Raw genomic sequence first — 19,143 nt, forward strand, 5'->3', positions numbered from 1 at the left:
CCGGATGGCGGCTAGAGCCTTATCCGGCCTACTGAGTACAATGCTGCCCGTAGGCCTGATAAACGTAGTGCCATCAGGCATTAACACGAATGCCCGGGCCATGCGCCGGATGGCGGCTAGCGCCTTATCCGGCCTACTGAGTACAATGCTGCCCGTAGGCCTGATAAACGTAGTCTCATCAGGCAATAACACGAATGCCCTGGCCATGCGCCGGATGGCGGCTAACACCTTATCCGGCCTACTGAGTACAATGCTGCCCGTAGGCCCGATAAGCATAGTGCCATCAGGCAATAACACGAATGTCCAGGCCATGCGCCGGATGGCGGCTAGAGCCTTATCCGGCCTACTGAGTACAATGCTGCCCGTAGGCCTGATAAACGTAGTGCCATCAGGCAATAACACGAATGCCCGGGCCATGCGCCGGATGGCGGCTAGCGCCTTATCCGGCCTACTGAGTACAACGCTGCCCGTAGGCCTGATAAACGTAGTGCCAAGGCATTAACACGAATGCCCGGGCCATGCGCCGGATGGCGGCTAGCGCCTTATCCGGCCTACTGAGTACAACGCTGCCCGTAGGCCTGATAAACGTAGTGCCAAGGCAATAACACGAATGCCCTGGCCATGCGCCGGATGGCGGCTAGAGCCTTATCCGGCCTACTGAGTACAACGCTGCCCGTAGGCCTGATAAACGTAGTCTCATCAGGCAATAACACGAATGCCCAGTCCATGCGCCGGATGGCGGCTAGCACCTTATCCGGCCTACTGAGTACAACGCTGCCCGTAGGCCTGATAAACGTAGTGCCATCAGGCAATAACACCGTTACTCTTCAATACGCGGATGCTGCTGCACCAGACGCGTGCGCTTAACCTGTAGCTCAGCAATTTCCTGATCGATATCTTCGATTTTCTGTTCAATGTTATCGTAGTGTTCGCCGAGGATCTCTTTCGCTTCCTGAATATCCGAAGCAGCAGGTGTCGCGCCTTTCAGCGGCTGATTAGCCGTCTCTTTCATGGTCACGCCGGTAATTAAACCTACTACCGCAATCACCATCAGATAATAAGCAGGCATCATCAGATTCTGCGAGCTTTCCACCAGCCATGCGGCCAATGTCGGAGTCAGACCGGCGATCAATACCGAGATATTAAACGCGGCGGCCAGCGCACTGTAGCGAATATGCGTCGGGAACATCGCCGGTAACGTTGACGCCATCACCCCGGTAAAGCAGTTGAGGATCACCGCCAACATCAGCAACCCGGCGAAAATCAGGCCGATAACATTACTGTTAATCAGAATAAATGCCGGAATCGCTAGCACAAACAGCGCAATACTGCCCATGATTACAAACGGACGACGCCCGAAACGGTCGCTGAGCAACCCCATAATCGGCTGCACAAACAGCATACCAATCATGATGGCGATAATAATCAACACGCCGTGGTCTTCAGAGTAATGCAGGTTATGCGACAGATAGCTCGGCATATAGGTGAGCAGCATGTAGTAGGTGACGTTGGTGGCAATCACCAGACCAACACATGCCAACAGGCTGCGCCAGTGCTTAGTTGCAATCTCTTTAAACGAGACCTTAGGACCTTCCTGCAGACCCTGACGATCGCCCTGCTCCAGTTTATCCACGTGCTGCTGGAACGCCGGCGTCTCTTCCAGCGCATGGCGCAGGTACAGACCAATCAGGCCTAACGGTAGCGCCAGGAAGAACGGAATACGCCAGCCCCACTCAAGGAAGTTATCCTCGCCGACGATAGTTGAGATCAGGACCACCACGCCCGCGCCCAGCACAAACCCGGCAATCGAGCCGAAGTCCAGCCAACTACCCATAAATCCGCGCTTACGGTCTGGCGAGTACTCTGCGACAAAAATCGATGCCCCGGTATACTCTCCGCCGACCGAGAACCCCTGCGCCATCTTACACAGCAACAGCAGAATCGGTGCCCAGATACCAATTGAGGCATACGAGGGAATAAGACCGATACAGAAGGTACTGATCGACATAATCACGATGGTGATAGCGAGTATCTTCTGACGACCGTATTTATCGCCGAGCATACCGAAGAACAATCCGCCAAGCGGTCGAATCAGAAAGGGAACAGAGAAGGTGGCGAGTGCGGCAACCATCTGCACGCTGGGGTCAGCCCCCGGGAAGAACACTTTACCTAATGCGTAAGCAACAAATCCATAAACACCAAAATCGAACCACTCCATCGCATTACCTAATGACGCTGCGGTAATGGCTTTTCGCAATTTACCGTCATCAATGATGGTAACGTCGCGCAGCGTTATCGGTTTTATTTTTTTCCTTTTTAGCATACTCGTCCTCATAGACTTAGCCCTGTCACGCTCCAGTTCGAGTCCCCCAACGCCGCATGCGTCAGGGTCATCACCGAGCGGGGAATGCACAGGCGCATTCCCTGTAACAAGCGTAGCAGGTTTACTTACACTGACGAGAAACGCGCAGTACAACCGAACCTGTTGACGCCTGATTGGGCGGTTAATGACCTCTTTACCCTAACAGCGTTTAAATTTGTGATCAACTTCACATATAGTTTTTCATTTCGTCAACATGCGTAAATTAGGTCATTCTTAGTCAGCTTTTTTACATGTAATGCTTGCGATTTAATGACAATTAAATACAAGAATAAATCGCTTTATTGCACCAACAATCACAGCGGTCACTATTATTCTGCTAGCAAAAAAACCACCTAATCCTTTCACAAAAAGATCACAGCTTTTTTAATAATCAGAGCGACCGGGAACTTTTGCGCGGAATATGTGATGAAGATAACTAAAACATCGTTTTATTTTGATTGAATCAATGTTCCTGTGAATGCAAACTAATTCCAGACGCAATATCCCTGGGAGCAGCAACACGCTCAACGTATGCCGCGTTAGATTTTATAAAACAAAGAGATAGCGATTTTCTTTGTTAAGAAACGCCAGTAACTATTTGAATTTATTAATTTTTACCCTCTTGCGCGAGTTTTAGCAGCGACAAGACATGAGGACGTTTATGAAAATTAAAGCCACGATTGAACGCATCCCCGGCGGAATGATGTTGATTCCTCTGTTATTAGGCGCAGTGTTAAATACGTTAGCTCCGGATACCGGTGCGTATTTCGGTTCGTTTACCAAAGGAATGATCAGCGGAACGGTACCGATTCTGGCAGTGTGGTTTTTTTGTATCGGCGCATCTATTGATTTGCGGGCAACCGGTACGGTATTACGCAAGTCCGGTACGCTGGTAATAACCAAAATAGCCGTGGCGTGGGTAGTGGCAATGATTGCTGCTTCATTTATTCCTGATACCGGTATTCAAACCGGGTTCTTTGCAGGCCTCTCAGTTTTGGCAATTGTCTCCGCAATGGACATGACCAACGGTGGTTTGTACGCCAGCCTGATGAACCAGTACGGCACCAAAGAAGAGTCCGGCGCATTTGTGTTGATGTCTCTGGAATCCGGTCCGTTGATGACCATGGTGATCCTCGGCTCTGCGGGTCTGGCCTCCTTCGAGCCACACCATTTCATCGGCGCGGTATTACCGTTCCTGATTGGCTTTACGTTGGGCAACCTGGATCACGACCTGCGTTCTTTCTTCAGCAAAGCCACACCGGTGCTGATCCCGTTCTTCGGCTTCGCGTTGGGTAACACTATTAACCTGAGCGTGATCGTTGATACCGGTCTGCTGGGTATCCTGCTGGGTGTCGCGGTTATCGTCATCACCGGTATCCCGCTGATTATTGCTGACCGTGTTATTGGTGGCGGGAACGGTACGGCAGGCGTCGCAGCCTCTTCAGCAGCAGGCGCTGCGGTAGCAAACCCGGTGATTATCGCCCAGATTAACCCGGCGTTCGAACCGGTTGCCGCATCCGCTACGGCGCTGGTTGCCGCCAGCGTAATTGTCACCGCCATTCTGGTGCCGATTATCACCGCGCTGTACGCCAAACGTTTTAATAAAAACCTAGTCGCCAACGAAGCGGTGGCCACCCCGGCAGACTCTCTGCACCACTAAACCTGCCTTTATCCTACTCACCAGCCCTGCTCAATTGACGAGCAGGGTCGGTGCAAAAATCTCCTCAACCATCGCATCGACCAGCCGCTTTGCCGAACACAATCGCGGCATTCCCAGCGCCACATTTTGCCAACGCTGCGTCACCGACCAGCTCACAGGATGGCGTTGCGCATCGCACCAGCTCCCCAGCCAGCTCAGCATATCGTTATACTCGCCCGATCCGCCGACAGCTGGCGTGCTGAGCCAATAATGATAGTAATGACGCGTAGCGGGCGCTGCATTCACGCTGTCCGCCAATGCCTGAGCCGCCATGGTTCGCAGGTTGTCTTTTAGCATTAACACCACATCGGCATTCGCTAACCGGCAGGCATCACCAAAAGCTCCCCAACGTAGCTCCTCCAGCGCGACAAAACAGCGTCCTGGTAACGACCAGCCGTCATACGCGCCAGCCCGCCAGCGGGTAAAAATTTGTTCGCTATGCTCGCCCGCCTGAACCGTCAGGCCGCGCTGGGTCAGCGCCTTCTCTTTATACGCCGCGCGTTGGGTAAACCAGTCAGTCAGTGAATTTATTTGCTGTAAAAGACCGGGGGTTGAAAGCCCACGCGGGTGTTCTGTTTGTTGCAAAAACATCAGCCCTTCGGCGATCCGTACCAGCGCCAGATGACCCGGGTCAATCATGCCTGCCAGCTTCTCCACCAGCTTAAGGCGCATCACCAGATGCTCGCTGGACACTCCCGCCATCACCCACGCACGCAGTTGCGTCTGGGATAACACTTCCTGCGTCAGACGCGCGCGCAGCCGCTGCTGCTGTTGCAGAAAACCGCCGGAACGTTTGGTTTCATCTCCCTGAACCAGATCGACCATAAACTTCGGGTAGACACACTCCAGCGTCCTCCCGGGGCCTTCCAGTAAAACGTTAGTCATGTGTGCTCGGTTGCAAAAAGGGTATTGATATCGTCACGCAGCAATCGGGAATCTTCATAAAGCCATGCCGCAATCGTAATGCGCTGCTGCAATTGCTCATTCATTGCATTCACCGCGGATTCATTTTGTTGGCGTAGCGTCAGACTCTCACTCAGACTCGCCTGCAATTGCGCCAGGCACAGAGAGAAATCAGCAAAAAATGTGGCCATGCCAGCCGTAACGGAGATATCGACCTGAGCAGCTAAAGCTTTACGAATTTGTTGGCAAAACTGGGAGACGTACTGCACAAGGTTTTTATGCAATGCGCCCATATCAATGAGATAACGCGTTTTTGTTTCGACGTAATCATTCCATCCCCAGTTGGGTTGATTTAGCCAACGAGAGAAAGTCTCACGCACCACACCGCCAGTAGACGGCGCATTTTCTGCCGGAATATCCTGCTCAATGGCCTCGTTAAACAATTGGCGGGTATTGAAATTAAACATCGCCGTATGGAACGCTGGAAAACGGATCCGCGCACGAAAACCGGCGTGGTTTAGCTCCTCTTTCACCCTTTGCTCAATTGGCCGCATCGCGTCATTTAGCGCCCGGGAGAGCGTCGACTCAAGCTGTTCAAAACGCAGGGCTAAGTCCCGGCTGATGCTTTCCTGCGCCGCCAGCAATACCCCCTCACAGGACGAGCGAATTTTATCTAACACAATTTTCGCCTGCCCTTCATCATGCAGCACCAACATCTCTCCGGCCATTTCTGCCGTATTCACAGCATTCCCCAGACCGTGTTGTGACATCATCAGGACGTTTTCTTTGACAAAGAACGTGTTGATACCGCAAAGAATCTCAGTCTGTTGCTCACTGAGATAGGCAGCGGCAGCCTCCAGCGCCAGTTCTACTTCATGGCTGACTTCATCGCTCACCCGCCCCTGGCTCACTTCTAACTGCTGCATATCCTCTTCAATATGCGTGATGTTCAGCCGCAGTTTGTCATAGGCGACCGTTAACCCGTGGGCGCGAAATTCCAGATATTCGTGCACGCTTTGTGCATAGTTCAATAACTTATGTGACGCTGAGCGAAGCGCATACAACGAAGCATTAGCATAAGCGGCGTGGATCACTTTCTGAATTGGCTGTTCAAACAGCGAGTCTTCCCACAACAGGTCGGCGGCATGGCGGATGTGTTCTGTATCGTCAAGATCGGTGGTGCGCCAGCGTCTGCCAAGCGCCGCTTCGGCAAAATCCTGCACCCAACGTTGCTCCTGATGATCCGGCAGTCGCCCGCGCGTCGTCAGCTCATGACGCGCCCTGTTCGCCAGATAGCCCCACATTGAGGAGACCGGATAAATTCTTTCAGGAGCGATTCCGCCTTGCATCAACGTGCCGGAAATCAACGCCCGCACCTGTTCTTCATCGTCACTGTTGCGGTCTTTCTGATCGAATTTATTGACCAGCGCATATAACGGCACTGACTTGCCGACCGCCATAATCGCCTGACGCACTTCCTCATCGGAAATCGATTTCAGTTGGGTGTAATCCAACACCGCCAGCACCGCAGAGGCCCGCACCAGTTGTTCATTGAGCATTTTTTGTAAGTGCGGTTGTCCTGCCTCGTTCGGCCCCGGCGTATCCAGCAGCGTTAATTGCCCTGGGTAGCTTGCCTGTCCGGCCAAATGGACAAATTCAACCTCAATAACCGGAATATGCTCAATCGCTGCATAGGCAGCAAAAGGAAAATCAACGTCCAATGCTTTTGACAGGCGCACCAGGTCGTTCAGGCTTTTAAGGCAATGGAAAATAGGCTGTGCGCCAAGATAATACCGTTCAAATGCCACACCATTTTCAATATGTTGCAGCAGGACATTCATATCCTTGTCAATTTCGAGGGTCTGCGTAAGACGCAGGCGATCGCACTCGCGCACGCGCTGCTGCAAAACCTTCATTAAGGCATCGATCGGCGCGACATGTGAAAAATGCAGCACCGGCTCTTTCTGCCCCGGCGTATGGCGTATTAGCGTTGGTAACGCCGTCATGGGGCGATTACGATTAGGTAACACCTCTGTCCCCACAATCGCGTTAATCGTCGTCGATTTTCCCGCTTTCATCGTGCCAACAATCGCCAGCACCATTTCCAGACGCGTAATCTTGCGCAGCTCATTATTGAGCGTTGCTTGCTGGACATCCATGCCACGCGCGCTGAAATGCAGGGGCTGAACAACCTGACTGCTATGCTCTCCTTGTTTTAGCGCGACATCATCCAACGACGTCATAGGCAATTTTTGCAATTGCCTGAGATGTTCAAGCGAGAGCATCAGCAAGCGTTCCGCTTCCTGACTTAATTCATATATTGTCTGTGTGTGCATGGAAAATTTTTCCTTAACGCAAATGGCATTGCTTTTATTTAGCCCAATCGTTTTATTTATAGATTTTTTGGCTTTTATAATTACGTATAGAAATAATTAAAATCAAAACAACCAATTGATATTATTAAAATAAATTTGGTGTATAACCGCTGGCCTGATGCCTCTCACTTATGAAAATAAGTAAGAAAGATAGACAGCGTAGTTCAGTTTTAAAAAATGCCAGCGGAATCCCCCTACTAAATTTAAGGGGTTCAATGATATTCAATCACAATGACTTAGGCATTTCTAAGCAATGTTACCTATGAATATCAGATATTTCGCCTCACCTTATCTTAAATATCTAAGCGTAGCAATTTCCCTTAAAAAATATTCCGCCATACTTTCATTGAGGTGAAAGCAGAGGGTCTTTACAGCAGATCATTTTGCGTAATCGCGCAGTAGTCCCGACAAATGCAGGGATTTTATGTATAATTGCGGCCTTTTTCGGCAATCTGCCATTTTTTGGGCGCATTTGCCCCTGCTGACTTTTGAGGAAATCCACATGTCATTACCACACTGCCCGCAATGCAACTCCGAATACACTTACGAAGATAACGGCATGTTCATCTGCCCGGAATGCGCTCACGAATGGAACGATGCTGAACCGGCGCAGGACAGCGACGAACTGATCGTTAAAGATGCCAACGGCAACCTGCTGGCTGACGGCGACAGCGTTACCGTCGTGAAAGACCTGAAGGTAAAAGGTAGCTCTTCCATGCTGAAGATTGGTACCAAAGTGAAAAACATTCGTTTGGTTGAAGGTGACCACAACATCGATTGCAAAATCGATGGCTTTGGCCCAATGAAGCTGAAATCTGAGTTTGTGAAAAAGAACTGATGCAAATTGCCTGATAGCGCGACGCTAATCAGGTCAACACCAGCTCATCTGCCAGGCGGGAAGCTCATACTTCCCGCCTGGTTTATTTTTGCAGACGCTAACTACACTTAATTGGCTTCTTTTACCTGAGGTAAAGATTATGCCGTTAAGTCCCTATATCTCCTTTGCAGGCAACTGCGCTGACGCTATCGCCTACTATCAAAAAACGTTAGGCGCTGAGCTACTCTACAAAATCAACTTCGGTGAAATGCCCAAATCGGCGCAGGATAGCGAAGATGGTTGCCCTTCAGGCTTGAAATTCCCCGACACTGCCATCGCCCACGCCAACCTGCGCGTTGCGGGCAGTGACATCATGATGAGCGATAGCGCCCCGGACGGAAATGCTCACTACTCTGGCTTCACGCTGGTGCTCGACACGCAAAACGTCGATGAAGGCAAACGCTGGTTTGATAATCTGGCAGCAAACGGAAAAATCGAAATGGACTGGCAGGAAACCTTCTGGGCCCACGGTTTCGGTAAAGTGAGCGACCAGTATGGCGTGCCGTGGATGATCAACGTTGTCAAACAACAGCAACCCCCTACAGAGTAATCCAACGGGAGGCCAGCCCTCCCGTACTGTCATCAAATAGCGCTCAACTCTTCATCGTCGAGTAACCATCCCTTAACGAAAACGTCACATTGATCCGCCACGATGGGGCCACTTTTTTAGGGAGGCCGCATCATGCAAACGATTATTCGCGTCGAGAAACTCTCCAAGTCCTTCAATCAACATCAGGCGCTCAATGCGGTTGATCTGAACATCTGTTCCGGTGAGATGGTGGCTCTGCTTGGGCCGTCTGGCTCCGGCAAATCCACCCTTTTACGTCATTTAAGCGGTTTGATCACCGGTGATAAATCCCCCGGCAGCCGCGTCGAGCTGCTGGGCCGCACCGTTCAACATGAAGGCCGCCTGGCGCGCGATATCCGCAAAAGCCGCGCCCACACCGGCTACATCTTCCAGCAGTTCAATCTGGTGAACCGCCTGACAGTGCTGGAGAACGTCCTGATTGGCGCGCTCGGCAGCACGCCGTTCTGGCGTACCTGTTTTAGCTGGTTTAGCCAGGAACAAAAACAGCGTGCATTACAGGCGCTGACCCGCGTGGGCATGGCGCACTTTGCATACCAGCGCGTTTCCACGCTTTCGGGCGGTCAGCAGCAGCGTGTCGCAATCGCCCGCGCGCTGATGCAGCAGGCCAAAGTGATCCTCGCCGATGAGCCGATTGCTTCGCTGGACCCGGAATCCGCACGCATCGTGATGGACACCCTACGCGACATAAACCAGACCGACGGTATCACCGTGGTCGTCACGCTGCATCAGGTGGATTACGCCCTGCGCTACTGCGAACGCATCGTCGCGCTGCGCCAGGGCAACGTCTTCTTTGATGGCAGCAGCCAGCATTTTGATAACGATCGTTTTGACCATCTCTACCGCAGCATGAACCGCGTCGAACAGAACGCGCAGGCTGCATAGTTCTAAAAAACCAGGCGTTATTGGCGCAGCCAGGCTGGAGACGGCCAGCGCGGAAAAACCGGAGCGTACACGCAGTACGTGAGGATTTTGAGCACTGCCCGGATTCAGGCTGGCAAGCGAAATAGCCTGGAACAATGACTAATTAAGGAAACGACATGAGCTATAAGACAGTTGCCGCGCTGGCCTTCACCAGCATGTTTAGTCTCAGCACACTGCTCACCCCGGCCCATGCCGAAGAGCAAGAAAAAGCGCTGAACTTTGGCATTATTTCGACCGAATCACAGCAAAATCTGAAACCGCAGTGGGAACCGTTCCTGAAGGACATGGAAAAATCACTGGGCGTGAAAGTGAACGCCTTCTTCGCCCCGGACTACGCCGGGATCATCCAGGGAATGCGCTTTAACAAAGTTGATATCGCCTGGTACGGCAACCTCTCGGCAATGGAAGCGGTGGATCGCGCTAACGGGCAAGTGTTTGCCCAGACCGTCGCCGCCGACGGATCCCCAGGTTACTGGAGCGTGTTGATCGTTAACAAAGACAGCCCGATCAATAACCTGAACGATCTGATCGCCAAACGTAAGGATCTGACCTTCGGCAACGGCGATCCCAACTCAACGTCAGGCTTCCTCGTCCCCGGCTACTACGTCTTCGCCAAAAACAACATCTCCGCCAGCGACTTCAAACGCACCGTTAACGCCGGACACGAAACCAACGCGCTGGCCGTCGCCAACAAGCAGGTCGATGTCGCCACCAACAACACCGAAAACCTCGACAAGCTGAAAACTTCCGCGCCGGAAAAACTGAAAGAACTGAAGGTGATCTGGAAGTCGCCGCTGATCCCGGGCGATCCGATCGTCTGGCGTAAAAACCTCTCCGAAACCACCAAGGACAAGGTGTACGACTTCTTTATGAATTACGGCAAAACGCCGGAACAGAAAACCGTACTGGAACGCCTGGGATGGGCACCGTTCCGCGCCTCCAGCGATCTGCAACTGGTGCCGATTCGCCAGCTGGCACTGTTTAAAGAGATGCAGGGTGTGAAGGACAACAAAGGGCTGAACGAGGAAGAGAAAATCAGCAAAACCTCGGCATTGAAAGCGCAGCTCGATGACCTTGACCGTCTGACCGCCGCACTGGGCGCTATGACCAGCGTCACCAAAGCGGTGCAGTAAACCTGGTGACCAAATTGTAGGCCTGATAAGCGCAGCGCCATCAGGCAATGCAAGGGATTCCATGCCGGATGGCGGTGCCAGCACCTTATCCGGCCTACAACAGACCCGAAACATCGACACCCAGGAGCTAAACATGCAAACCATCACCGTCGCCCCGCCCAAACGTAGCTGGTTCTCGCTGCTGAGCTGGGCCATTCTTCTCGCCGTGCTGGTGGTCTCGTGGAAAGGTGCCGAAATGGCCCCGCTCACGCTGATCCAGGATTCCGGCAATATGGCGACCTTCGCCGCCGACTTCTTCCCGCCGGACTTCAGCCAGTGGCAGGACTATCTCGGTGAAATGGCCGTCACCCTGCAAATTGCCGTCTGGGGGACTGCCCTCGCCGTTGTGCTGTCGATTCCCTTCGGCCTGATGTGCGCCGATAACCTCGTGCCGTGGTGGATTTACCAGCCGATGCGTCGCCTGATGGACGCCTGCCGCGCCATCAATGAAATGGTCTTCGCCATGCTGTTCGTGGTCGCCGTCGGGTTAGGCCCATTCGCCGGGGTGATGGCGCTGTTTATCCACACTACCGGGGTGCTCTCCAAACTGCTTTCTGAAGCGGTAGAAGCTATTGAGCCAGGTCCGGTAGAAGGCATTCGCGCCACCGGTGCCAACAAAATTGAAGAGATTCTGTACGGCGTTCTGCCACAGGTCATGCCGCTGCTTATCTCCTACTCGCTGTATCGCTTTGAATCCAACGTTCGCTCGGCCACGGTGGTCGGAATGGTGGGTGCAGGCGGTATTGGCGTGACCTTATGGGAGGCGATTCGCGGCTTTCAGTTCCAGCAAACCTGCGCCCTGATGGTGTTAATCATCGTCACCGTCAGCCTGTTGGATTTCCTTTCCCAGCGTTTGCGTAAGCACTTTATCTGATTAGCGAGGCATTGATTGCTATGCACTTGTCTACACATCCGACCAGTTATCCAACGCGTTATCAGGAAATTGCCGCGAGACTTGAGCAGGAGCTACGTCAACATTATCGCTGCGGTGACTATCTGCCCGCCGAGCATCAGCTTGCCGCGCGCTACGAGGTAAACCGCCACACCCTGCGCCGCGCCATTGACCAGTTGGTTGAACGCGGTTGGGTTCAGCGTCGTCAGGGCGTCGGCGTGCTGGTGCTGATGCGCCCGTTCGATTACCCGCTTAATGCCCAGGCGCGCTTTAGTCAGAATCTGCTGGACCAGGGCAGCCATCCCACCAGCGAAAAACTGCTGGCGGTGCTGCGTCCGGCCTCCAGCCACATTGCCGATGCGCTCAGCATAAACGAGGGCGATAACGTGATTCACCTGCGCACCCTGCGCCGGGTTAACGGCATCGCACTGTGCCAGATCGACCACTATTTTTCCGACCTCTCGCTGTGGCCGCTGCTGCAAGGCTTCAACAGCGGTTCGCTGCATGACTACCTGCGCGAACAGTCCGGTCTGACGCTGCTACGCACGCAAACGCGCATCAGCGCCCGCCGCGCGCAGGCCAAAGAGAGCAAGGTACTGGAAATCCCCAATATGGCGCCGCTGCTGTGCGTGCGCACCCTGAACCACCGTGAAGGCGAAGAACACGCGGCGGAATACTCCGTCAGCCTGACCCGCGCCGACATGATCGAATTCACTATGGAGCACTGAATGCATTTCGATACCGCCACTCGCCAGCGCTGGATGCGCGCGCTGGCTTACAGCAATGCCGATGCCCTGAACGCCCGCATCACCGCGCTCAAACTGACGCCGGACTATGAACTTATCCGCGCCCCGGAAAGCGGACTGATGCAGATCCAGGCCCGTATGGGCGGTACCGGCAACCGCTTCTTTGCCGGTGACACCACGCTAACTCGCGCAGTGGTACGCCTGAAGAGCGGCACGCTGGGTTACAGCTACCTGCTGGGACGCAATAAACAACATGCCGAGCAGTGCGCGGTGATTGACGCACTGCTGCAGGAACAAACGCATTTCCAGAACCTAATGGAAACCTTAATTGCCCCGCTGGAAGCGGAACGCGATGCGCTGATTAACGCACGCCGTGCCGAAGTCAACGCCAGCCGGGTCGACTTCTTCACGCTGGTACGCGGAGATAACGCATGACACGATCTACAGCACTTCTGACCGCTTTTAATTTACCCGTTCAGGATGCTCAGCAGAGCTTTCGTCGCCTGCTGAAGGCCATGAGCGAGCCGGGCGTAATCGTCGCCCTGCATCAACTGAAACACGGCTGGCAGCCGCTGGGCCTGGCAACTACCAGCGTGCTGCTGACCCTGGTCGATGGCGACACGCCGGTCTGGCTGGCGCCGTCGATGGATAACGATATTGCCCGCCAGAACCTGCGTTTTCATACCAACGCGCCGCTGGTGGATCAGCCGCAGCTGGCGGCCTTTGCCGTCGCCGACGAGCGCATCAGCAGCGAACAGCTTAACGCCCTCTCCGCCGGTTCAGCCGTCGCGCCAGAGACCAGCGCCACGCTGATTGTGCAGGTCTCTGGCTTAAGCGGCGGACGCATGCTGCGTCTGACCGGCGCGGGCATCGCCGAAGAGCGCATGATCGCGCCACAGCTGCCGGAATGCCTGATTCATGAACTCACCGAACGCCCGCACCCGTTCCCACTGGGGGTCGATCTGATCCTCACCTGCGGCGAACGCCTGCTGGCTATTCCGCGAACCACCCATGTGGAGGTGTGCTGATGTACGTCGCCGTCAAAGGGGGCGAAAAGGCGATAGCCAACGCCCACGCCCTGCAGGACAACCGACGCCGGGGCGATGAAACCATTGCTGAACTGAGCGTGGCGCAAATCGAACAGCAGATGAACCTGGCCGTTGACCGGGTGATGACCGAAGGCGGTATTGCCGACCGTGAACTGGCGGCACTGGCGCTGAAGCAGGCCAGCGGCGATAACGTCGAAGCCATCTTTTTGCTCCGCGCCTACCGCACTACGCTGGCAAAAGTGGCGGTCAGTGAACCGGTTAACAGCGCAGAAATGCGCCTTGAGCGCCGAATCTCGGCGGTCTACAAAGATATTCCCGGCGGGCAACTGTTGGGTCCAACCTATGACTACACCCATCGCTTGCTGGATTTTACCCTGCTGGCCAATGGCGAAACGCCGCCTCTGCGCAGCGCAGACGGCGTGCAGGATGCCTCCCCGCACGTCTTTTCCCTGCTGGCCAACCAAGGGCTGGCAAAGCGTGAAGAGGATGATGGCGCGACACCCGACGACATCACCCGCACACCGCCGGTTTATCCCTGTTCACGTGCTTCACGCCTGCAACAGCTGATGCGCGGCGACGAAGGCTATCTGCTGGCGCTGGCCTACTCCACCCAGCGCGGCTACGGGCGCAATCACCCGTTTGCCGCCGAAATCCGCAGCGGCTATGTGGCACTGGAAACGGTGCCGGAAGAGCTGGGATTTGCGGTGAACATCGGCGAACTGCTGATGACCGAATGTGAAATGGTCAACGGGTTTGTCGCGCCAGAAAATGAATCCCCCCATTTTACCCGCGGCTACGGGCTGGTGTTCGGTATGAGCGAACGTAAAGCGATGGCGATGGCGCTGGTGGACCGCGCCCTACAGGCAGCCGAATACGATGAAACGGTCACAGGACCGGCGCAGGACGAAGAGTTCGTGCTGGCGCATGCGGATAACGTCGAGGCGGCGGGTTTTGTTTCGCACCTCAAACTTCCCCATTACGTCGATTTCCAGGCCGAACTGGAACTGCTCAAACGCCTGCAACAGGAGGCCACCCGTGACCACTAACCTCTCCGGCTACAACTTTGCCTATCTTGATGAGCAGACCAAACGCATGATCCGCCGCGCCATTCTGAAAGCGGTGGCAATCCCGGGTTACCAGGTCCCGTTTGGCGGACGTGAGATGCCGATGCCCTACGGCTGGGGAACCGGCGGTATTCAGCTTACCGCCAGCGTGATTGGCGAGCCGGACGTACTGAAGGTGATTGACCAGGGCGCAGACGACACCACTAACGCCGTGTCGATTCGTAATTTCTTCAAGCGTGTGACCGGGGTGAATACCACTGAGCGTACGGAAGATGCGACGCTGATCCAAACCCGCCACCGCATCCCGGAAACGCCGCTGGTGGAAGATCAGATAATCATCTTCCAGGTACCGATCCCTGAGCCGCTGCGCTTTATCGAACCGCGTGAAACGGAAACTCGCACCATGCACGCACTGGAAGAGTACGGCATCATGCAGGTAAAACTGTATGAAGATATCGCCCGCTTCGGCCATATTGCCACCACTTACGCCTATCCGGTGAAGGTCAATGACCGCTACGTCATGGACCCGTCGCCCATCCCGAAATTCGACAATCCAAAGATGGACATGATGCCAGCCCTGCAACTGTTTGGCGCTGGCCGCGAAAAGCGTATCTATGCCGTTCCACCTTACACCCGCGTGGAAAGCCTCGATTTCGACGATCACCCGTTTACCGTGCAGAGCTGGGATGAGCCTTGCGCCATCTGCGGCTCAACCCACAGCTATCTCGATGAAGTGGTGCTCGATGACACCGGCAAACGCATGTTTGTCTGCTCCGACACCGACTACTGCCGCCAACAGAGCGAGGCCCTCAGCAAATGACGCAACCGCTGCTTTCAGTCAACAACCTGACCCATCTCTACGCGCCGGGCAAAGGCTTCAGCGATGTCTCTTTTGACCTGTGGCCAGGCGAAGTGCTGGGCATCGTCGGCGAGTCCGGTTCCGGCAAAACCACGCTGCTGAAATCGATCTCTTCACGGCTGACGCCGCAGAGCGGTGAGATTTTGTATCAGAACCGTTCGCTGTACGGCATGAATGAGGCCGACCGTCGCCGTCTGCTGCGCACCGAATGGGGCGTGGTGCATCAGCATCCGCTGGATGGCCTGCGCCGTCAGGTCTCCGCAGGCGGCAATATCGGCGAACGTCTGATGGCCACCGGCGCACGTCACTACGGCGACATCCGCGCCACCGCGCAGCGCTGGCTGGAGGAGGTAGAGATCCCTGCCTCGCGTATCGACGATCTACCCACCACCTTTTCTGGCGGCATGCAGCAGCGCCTGCAGATTGCCCGCAACCTCGTCACCCATCCCAAACTGGTGTTTATGGACGAACCTACCGGCGGGCTGGACGTTTCCGTACAGGCCAAACTGCTGGACCTGCTGCGCGGCCTGGTGGTGGAACTGGATCTGGCAGTAGTGATTGTCACCCACGATTTGGGCGTCGCGCGCCTGCTGGCCGACCGTTTACTGGTGATGAAGCAAGGTCAGGTGGTGGAAAGTGGGTTAACTGACCGCGTGCTCGACGATCCGCATCATCCGTATACCCAGCTGCTGGTGTCGTCGGTGTTGCAGAACTGATTTTTTGTTGTGCCGGATGTCGGCTGCGCCTTATCCGGCCTACGGAGCGGCATTGGTTGTAGGCCTGATAAGCGAAGCGCCATCAGGCAATCGAACGCAAAAATGTCTAAAGAGGCTAAAAATGAACGAGATCCGCGTTGAAAATGTCAGTAAAACCTTTGTCCTGCATCAGCAAAACGGCGTGCGTCTGCCGGTGCTGCAAAACGCCACTCTGGACGTTAAAAGCGGCGAATGCGTGGTGCTGCACGGTCACTCGGGCAGCGGCAAATCCACATTGCTGCGTTCGCTGTACGCCAACTACCTGCCGGATGAAGGACACATCCACATCCGCCACAGCGATGAATGGGTCGATCTGGTGCAGGCCCCGGCGCGCAAAGTACTGGAGGTTCGCCGTTCAACCATCGGCTGGGTGAGCCAGTTCCTGCGCGTGATCCCGAGGATTTCCGCGCTGGACGTGGTGATGCAACCGCTGCTGGATCTGGGGGTCTCCCGTGAGGAGTGTGCAGCCAAAGCAGCTAACCTGCTTACCCGCCTGAACGTGCCGGAGCGGTTGTGGCACCTGGCGCCGTCGACCTTTTCCGGCGGCGAACAGCAGCGCGTCAACATCGCTCGCGGGTTTATCGTCGATTACCCAATTCTTCTGCTCGATGAGCCTACCGCCTCGCTGGACGCCAAAAACAGCGCCGCCGTCGTCGCATTAATTGAAGAGGCGAAAGCCCGCGGCGCAGCAATTGTCGGCATTTTTCACGATCAAACCGTGCGCGACCGCGTAGCGGATCGTCTGCATCTGATGGGAACAACAGCATGATTATCAATAATGTAAAGCTGGTACTGGAAGATGAAGTGGTGCAAGGATCGCTGGAAATCGAGGGCGGGGTCATTCGCACCTTTGCAGAAAGTCCGAGCAGCCTACCTGAGGCGCTGGACGGCGAAGGCGGCTGGCTGTTACCAGGGCTTATCGAGCTGCATACCGATAATCTCGACAAATTTTTCACCCCGCGCCCGAAGGTAGACTGGCCTGCCCACTCGGCGATGAGCAGTCACGACGCGCTAATGGTCGCCAGCGGCATTACCACCGTGCTGGACGCGGTGGCAATTGGCGATGTACGCGACGGCGGCGACCGTCTGGAAAATCTGGAGAAGATGATCAATGCAGTCGAAGAGACGCAAAAGCGCGGGGTCAATCGCGCCGAGCATCGCCTGCACCTGCGCTGTGAGCTGCCGCATCACACTACCCTGCCGCTGTTTGAAAAACTGGTCAGCCGCGAGCCGGTAACGCTGGTGTCGCTGATGGATCACTCGCCAGGCCAGCGTCAGTTCGCCAATCGCGAGAAGTACCGCGAGTATTATCAAGGCAAGTATTCGCTCACCGACGAGCAGATGGCCCGCTATGAAGAAGAACAGTTAGCGCTGGCGGCGCGTTGGTCACAGCCCAATCGCGCGGCGATTGCCCAGATGTGTCGTGAGCGCCAGATTGCGCTGGCGAGCCATGATGATGCCACCCATGATCATGTGCTGGAATCGCACCAGCTTGGCAGCGTGATCGCCGAATTTCCCACCACCTTCGAAGCGGCTGAAGCCTCGCGCCAGCATGGTATGAACGTGCTGATGGGCGCGCCGAACATCGTGCGCGGAGGATCTCATTCCGGCAATGTGGCGGCGCATAAGCTGGCTGAGCTGGGGCTTTTGGATATTCTCTCTTCCGACTATTACCCCGCCAGCCTGCTCGACGCGGCATTTCGCGTAGCGGATGACGACGCCAACCGCTTTACCCTGCCGCAGGCCATTCACATGGTGACCCGCAATCCGGCGCGGGCATTAAATCTCGACGATCGTGGCGTTGTTGCCGAAGGCAAACGCGCGGATCTGGTGCTGGCACACCGCAAAGGCGGCAACATCCATATCGACCACGTCTGGCGTCAGGGCAAAAGGGTATTCTGACTATGGGTAAACTGATCTGGCTGATGGGGCCATCCGGCTCCGGTAAGGACAGTCTGCTGGCCGAACTCCGCCAGCAGGAACCGGCGCAACTGCTGGTGGCGCACCGTTACATCACCCGCGCCGCCAATGCCGGAAATGAAAATCATATTGCGCTGAGCGAACAAGAGTTTTTTACCCGCGCCGGGCAGAACCTGCTGGCGCTGAGCTGGCACGCCAATGGCTTCTACTACGGCGTTGGCGTGGAGATTGACCTCTGGCTACACGCCGGTTTTGATGTGGTGGTCAACGGCTCACGGGCGCATCTGCCCCAGGCGCAGGCCCGTTACGGCACATCTTTACTCCCCATTTGCTTACAGGTTTCTCCGGCGATTTTACGCCAGCGCTTGCAGGCTCGTGGACGGGAGAGCGAAACGGAAATCGCCGCCCGTCTTGAGCGCTCAGCCCGCTACGCCCCGTATGACTGCCACGTCCTGAACAACGATGGAAGTTTGCTACAGTCTGTCGATACACTACTCACACTGATGGGACGCAAGGAGAAGAAACATGTCTGTCTGTGAATTACGCCGCGCTACGCTATACGATACCGATGCGGTTTATGCGCTCATCTGTGAGTTGAAACAGGGTCAATTCGACCTGCAGGCCTTTAGTGCCGGATACGCCGCAAATCTGCAAGATCCCAATATGCACTACCAACTGGCGCAGCTCGACGGACAGGTCGTCGGCTTGATCGGTCTGCACCTGCAGTTTCATCTGCACCACGCTAACTGGATTGGCGAAATACAGGAACTGGTGGTGATGCCGCAGGCGCGAGGATTAACGGTAGGCAGTCAGTTACTGGCCTGGGCCGAAGCCACCGCGCGCGAAGCGGGTGCAGAGATGACCGAGCTTTCCACCAGCACTCAACGCCTTAACGCTCACCGTTTTTATCAGCGCGAAGGCTATACCCAGAGCCATTTTCGCTTCACTAAACCGTTGTAG

Annotated in this window: 19 protein-coding genes; 16 read left to right on the plus strand and 3 right to left on the minus strand. The window is 55.1% G+C overall.

Going from position 1 to position 19,143, the window contains the following annotated elements:
• Positions 1–820: 820 nt before the first annotated feature.
• Positions 821–2,323 carry a glycine betaine/L-proline transporter ProP gene (proP, locus tag OGX83_RS21245; RefSeq protein WP_003826737.1) on the minus strand — a complete coding sequence of 501 codons (1,503 nt, stop codon included), beginning with the start codon at positions 2,321–2,323 and terminating at the stop codon, positions 821–823.
• 700 nt (positions 2,324–3,023) lie between these two features.
• Between proP and kdgT the strand changes: the two genes are divergently transcribed.
• Positions 3,024–4,022: a 2-keto-3-deoxygluconate transporter gene (gene kdgT, locus OGX83_RS21250; protein WP_003826735.1), complete on the plus strand. Its 999-nt coding sequence runs from the start codon at positions 3,024–3,026 to the stop codon at positions 4,020–4,022.
• 30 nt (positions 4,023–4,052) lie between these two features.
• Here kdgT and OGX83_RS21255 read toward each other — a convergent pair whose 3' ends face one another.
• Positions 4,053–4,946, minus strand: coding sequence for a diguanylate cyclase regulator RdcB family protein (locus tag OGX83_RS21255; RefSeq protein ID WP_286574133.1), 894 nt, complete (start codon positions 4,944–4,946; stop codon positions 4,053–4,055).
• Positions 4,943–7,300, minus strand: a complete 2,358-nt coding sequence (crfC, locus tag OGX83_RS21260) for a clamp-binding protein CrfC (RefSeq protein ID WP_286589094.1) — start codon at positions 7,298–7,300, stop codon at positions 4,943–4,945. Before crfC ends, OGX83_RS21255 begins: the two co-directional genes overlap by 4 nt.
• 541 nt (positions 7,301–7,841) lie before the next feature.
• On the opposite strand from crfC, the gene OGX83_RS21265 reads away from it, so the two are divergent.
• From OGX83_RS21265 to phnO, 15 genes are all read left to right on the plus strand, one after another.
• On the plus strand, positions 7,842–8,177 hold the full coding sequence (locus OGX83_RS21265; protein ID WP_003031835.1) for a zinc ribbon domain-containing protein YjdM: 336 nt from the start codon (positions 7,842–7,844) through the stop codon (positions 8,175–8,177).
• Between the two features lie 139 nt (positions 8,178–8,316).
• The gene (yjdN, locus tag OGX83_RS21270) at positions 8,317–8,766 is read left to right on the plus strand and encodes a VOC family metalloprotein YjdN (protein WP_032942129.1); all 450 of its coding nucleotides are present in this window, start codon (positions 8,317–8,319) and stop codon (positions 8,764–8,766) included.
• A 132-nt stretch (positions 8,767–8,898) separates the two neighbouring features.
• Positions 8,899–9,687 (plus strand): phosphonate ABC transporter ATP-binding protein, encoded by a 789-nt coding sequence (gene phnC / locus OGX83_RS21275; RefSeq protein WP_003826726.1) that lies wholly within the window; start codon positions 8,899–8,901, stop codon positions 9,685–9,687.
• A gap of 155 nt (positions 9,688–9,842) precedes the next feature.
• Entirely contained in the window at positions 9,843–10,859 is a 1,017-nt protein-coding gene (gene phnD / locus OGX83_RS21280) for a phosphonate ABC transporter substrate-binding protein (protein WP_286589098.1), read from the plus strand.
• A gap of 133 nt (positions 10,860–10,992) precedes the next feature.
• The gene (gene phnE / locus OGX83_RS21285; RefSeq protein WP_016155398.1) at positions 10,993–11,772 is read left to right on the plus strand and encodes a phosphonate ABC transporter, permease protein PhnE; all 780 of its coding nucleotides are present in this window, start codon (positions 10,993–10,995) and stop codon (positions 11,770–11,772) included.
• Positions 11,773–11,792: 20 nt separating this feature from the next.
• The gene (gene phnF, locus OGX83_RS21290) at positions 11,793–12,518 is read left to right on the plus strand and encodes a phosphonate metabolism transcriptional regulator PhnF (RefSeq protein WP_020996086.1); all 726 of its coding nucleotides are present in this window, start codon (positions 11,793–11,795) and stop codon (positions 12,516–12,518) included.
• Complete coding sequence (gene phnG / locus OGX83_RS21295) at positions 12,519–12,971, plus strand: phosphonate C-P lyase system protein PhnG (RefSeq protein WP_008786958.1); 453 nt, start codon at positions 12,519–12,521, stop codon at positions 12,969–12,971.
• Complete coding sequence (gene phnH, locus OGX83_RS21300) at positions 12,968–13,564, plus strand: phosphonate C-P lyase system protein PhnH (protein WP_008786957.1); 597 nt, start codon at positions 12,968–12,970, stop codon at positions 13,562–13,564. Before phnG ends, phnH begins: the two co-directional genes overlap by 4 nt.
• Complete coding sequence (locus OGX83_RS21305; protein ID WP_235125785.1) at positions 13,564–14,631, plus strand: carbon-phosphorus lyase complex subunit; 1,068 nt, start codon at positions 13,564–13,566, stop codon at positions 14,629–14,631. The genes phnH and OGX83_RS21305 overlap by 1 nt, the downstream gene beginning before the upstream one ends.
• Before the next feature lie 46 nt (positions 14,632–14,677).
• Positions 14,678–15,469, plus strand: a complete 792-nt coding sequence (gene phnJ, locus OGX83_RS21310) for an alpha-D-ribose 1-methylphosphonate 5-phosphate C-P-lyase PhnJ (protein WP_049259807.1) — start codon at positions 14,678–14,680, stop codon at positions 15,467–15,469.
• Positions 15,466–16,224 carry a phosphonate C-P lyase system protein PhnK gene (phnK, locus tag OGX83_RS21315; protein ID WP_003844769.1) on the plus strand — a complete coding sequence of 253 codons (759 nt, stop codon included), beginning with the start codon at positions 15,466–15,468 and terminating at the stop codon, positions 16,222–16,224. The genes phnJ and phnK overlap by 4 nt, the downstream gene beginning before the upstream one ends.
• Positions 16,225–16,345: 121 nt before the next feature.
• Positions 16,346–17,032, plus strand: a complete 687-nt coding sequence (gene phnL / locus OGX83_RS21320) for a phosphonate C-P lyase system protein PhnL (RefSeq protein WP_286589103.1) — start codon at positions 16,346–16,348, stop codon at positions 17,030–17,032.
• The gene (phnM, locus tag OGX83_RS21325) at positions 17,029–18,165 is read left to right on the plus strand and encodes an alpha-D-ribose 1-methylphosphonate 5-triphosphate diphosphatase (RefSeq protein WP_103015272.1); all 1,137 of its coding nucleotides are present in this window, start codon (positions 17,029–17,031) and stop codon (positions 18,163–18,165) included. The genes phnL and phnM overlap by 4 nt, the downstream gene beginning before the upstream one ends.
• A gap of 2 nt (positions 18,166–18,167) precedes the next feature.
• Positions 18,168–18,722 (plus strand): ribose 1,5-bisphosphokinase, encoded by a 555-nt coding sequence (phnN, locus tag OGX83_RS21330; protein ID WP_286589105.1) that lies wholly within the window; start codon positions 18,168–18,170, stop codon positions 18,720–18,722.
• A complete protein-coding gene (gene phnO / locus OGX83_RS21335) occupies positions 18,709–19,143 on the plus strand; it encodes an aminoalkylphosphonate N-acetyltransferase (RefSeq protein WP_008786952.1) in 435 nt (144 codons plus the stop codon). Before phnN ends, phnO begins: the two co-directional genes overlap by 14 nt.

This window comes from Citrobacter sp. Cpo074 (genome assembly GCF_030332745.1).
In the GTDB taxonomy this organism is placed as follows: Bacteria; Pseudomonadota; Gammaproteobacteria; order Enterobacterales; family Enterobacteriaceae; genus Citrobacter; species Citrobacter portucalensis.

What these genes read in the sequence shown, in the direction of transcription:
- phnE (WP_016155398.1), top strand. Translation starts at nt 10,993, where the DNA reads ATGCAAACCATCACCGTCGCCCCGCCCAAACGTAGCTGGTTCTCGCTG.
- yjdN (WP_032942129.1), top strand. Translation starts at nt 8,317, where the DNA reads ATGCCGTTAAGTCCCTATATCTCCTTTGCAGGCAACTGCGCTGACGCT.
- OGX83_RS21305 (WP_235125785.1), top strand. Translation starts at nt 13,564, where the DNA reads ATGTACGTCGCCGTCAAAGGGGGCGAAAAGGCGATAGCCAACGCCCAC.
- OGX83_RS21265 (WP_003031835.1), top strand. Translation starts at nt 7,842, where the DNA reads ATGTCATTACCACACTGCCCGCAATGCAACTCCGAATACACTTACGAA.
- phnD (WP_286589098.1), top strand. Translation starts at nt 9,843, where the DNA reads ATGAGCTATAAGACAGTTGCCGCGCTGGCCTTCACCAGCATGTTTAGT.
- phnM (WP_103015272.1), top strand. Translation starts at nt 17,029, where the DNA reads ATGATTATCAATAATGTAAAGCTGGTACTGGAAGATGAAGTGGTGCAA.
- proP (WP_003826737.1), bottom strand. Translation starts at nt 2,323, where the DNA reads ATGCTAAAAAGGAAAAAAATAAAACCGATAACGCTGCGCGACGTTACC.
- kdgT (WP_003826735.1), top strand. Translation starts at nt 3,024, where the DNA reads ATGAAAATTAAAGCCACGATTGAACGCATCCCCGGCGGAATGATGTTG.
- phnK (WP_003844769.1), top strand. Translation starts at nt 15,466, where the DNA reads ATGACGCAACCGCTGCTTTCAGTCAACAACCTGACCCATCTCTACGCG.
- phnC (WP_003826726.1), top strand. Translation starts at nt 8,899, where the DNA reads ATGCAAACGATTATTCGCGTCGAGAAACTCTCCAAGTCCTTCAATCAA.
- phnG (WP_008786958.1), top strand. Translation starts at nt 12,519, where the DNA reads ATGCATTTCGATACCGCCACTCGCCAGCGCTGGATGCGCGCGCTGGCT.
- OGX83_RS21255 (WP_286574133.1), bottom strand. Translation starts at nt 4,946, where the DNA reads ATGACTAACGTTTTACTGGAAGGCCCCGGGAGGACGCTGGAGTGTGTC.
- phnJ (WP_049259807.1), top strand. Translation starts at nt 14,678, where the DNA reads ATGATCCGCCGCGCCATTCTGAAAGCGGTGGCAATCCCGGGTTACCAG.
- phnF (WP_020996086.1), top strand. Translation starts at nt 11,793, where the DNA reads ATGCACTTGTCTACACATCCGACCAGTTATCCAACGCGTTATCAGGAA.
- phnO (WP_008786952.1), top strand. Translation starts at nt 18,709, where the DNA reads ATGTCTGTCTGTGAATTACGCCGCGCTACGCTATACGATACCGATGCG.
- phnH (WP_008786957.1), top strand. Translation starts at nt 12,968, where the DNA reads ATGACACGATCTACAGCACTTCTGACCGCTTTTAATTTACCCGTTCAG.
- crfC (WP_286589094.1), bottom strand. Translation starts at nt 7,300, where the DNA reads ATGCACACACAGACAATATATGAATTAAGTCAGGAAGCGGAACGCTTG.
- phnN (WP_286589105.1), top strand. Translation starts at nt 18,168, where the DNA reads ATGGGTAAACTGATCTGGCTGATGGGGCCATCCGGCTCCGGTAAGGAC.
- phnL (WP_286589103.1), top strand. Translation starts at nt 16,346, where the DNA reads ATGAACGAGATCCGCGTTGAAAATGTCAGTAAAACCTTTGTCCTGCAT.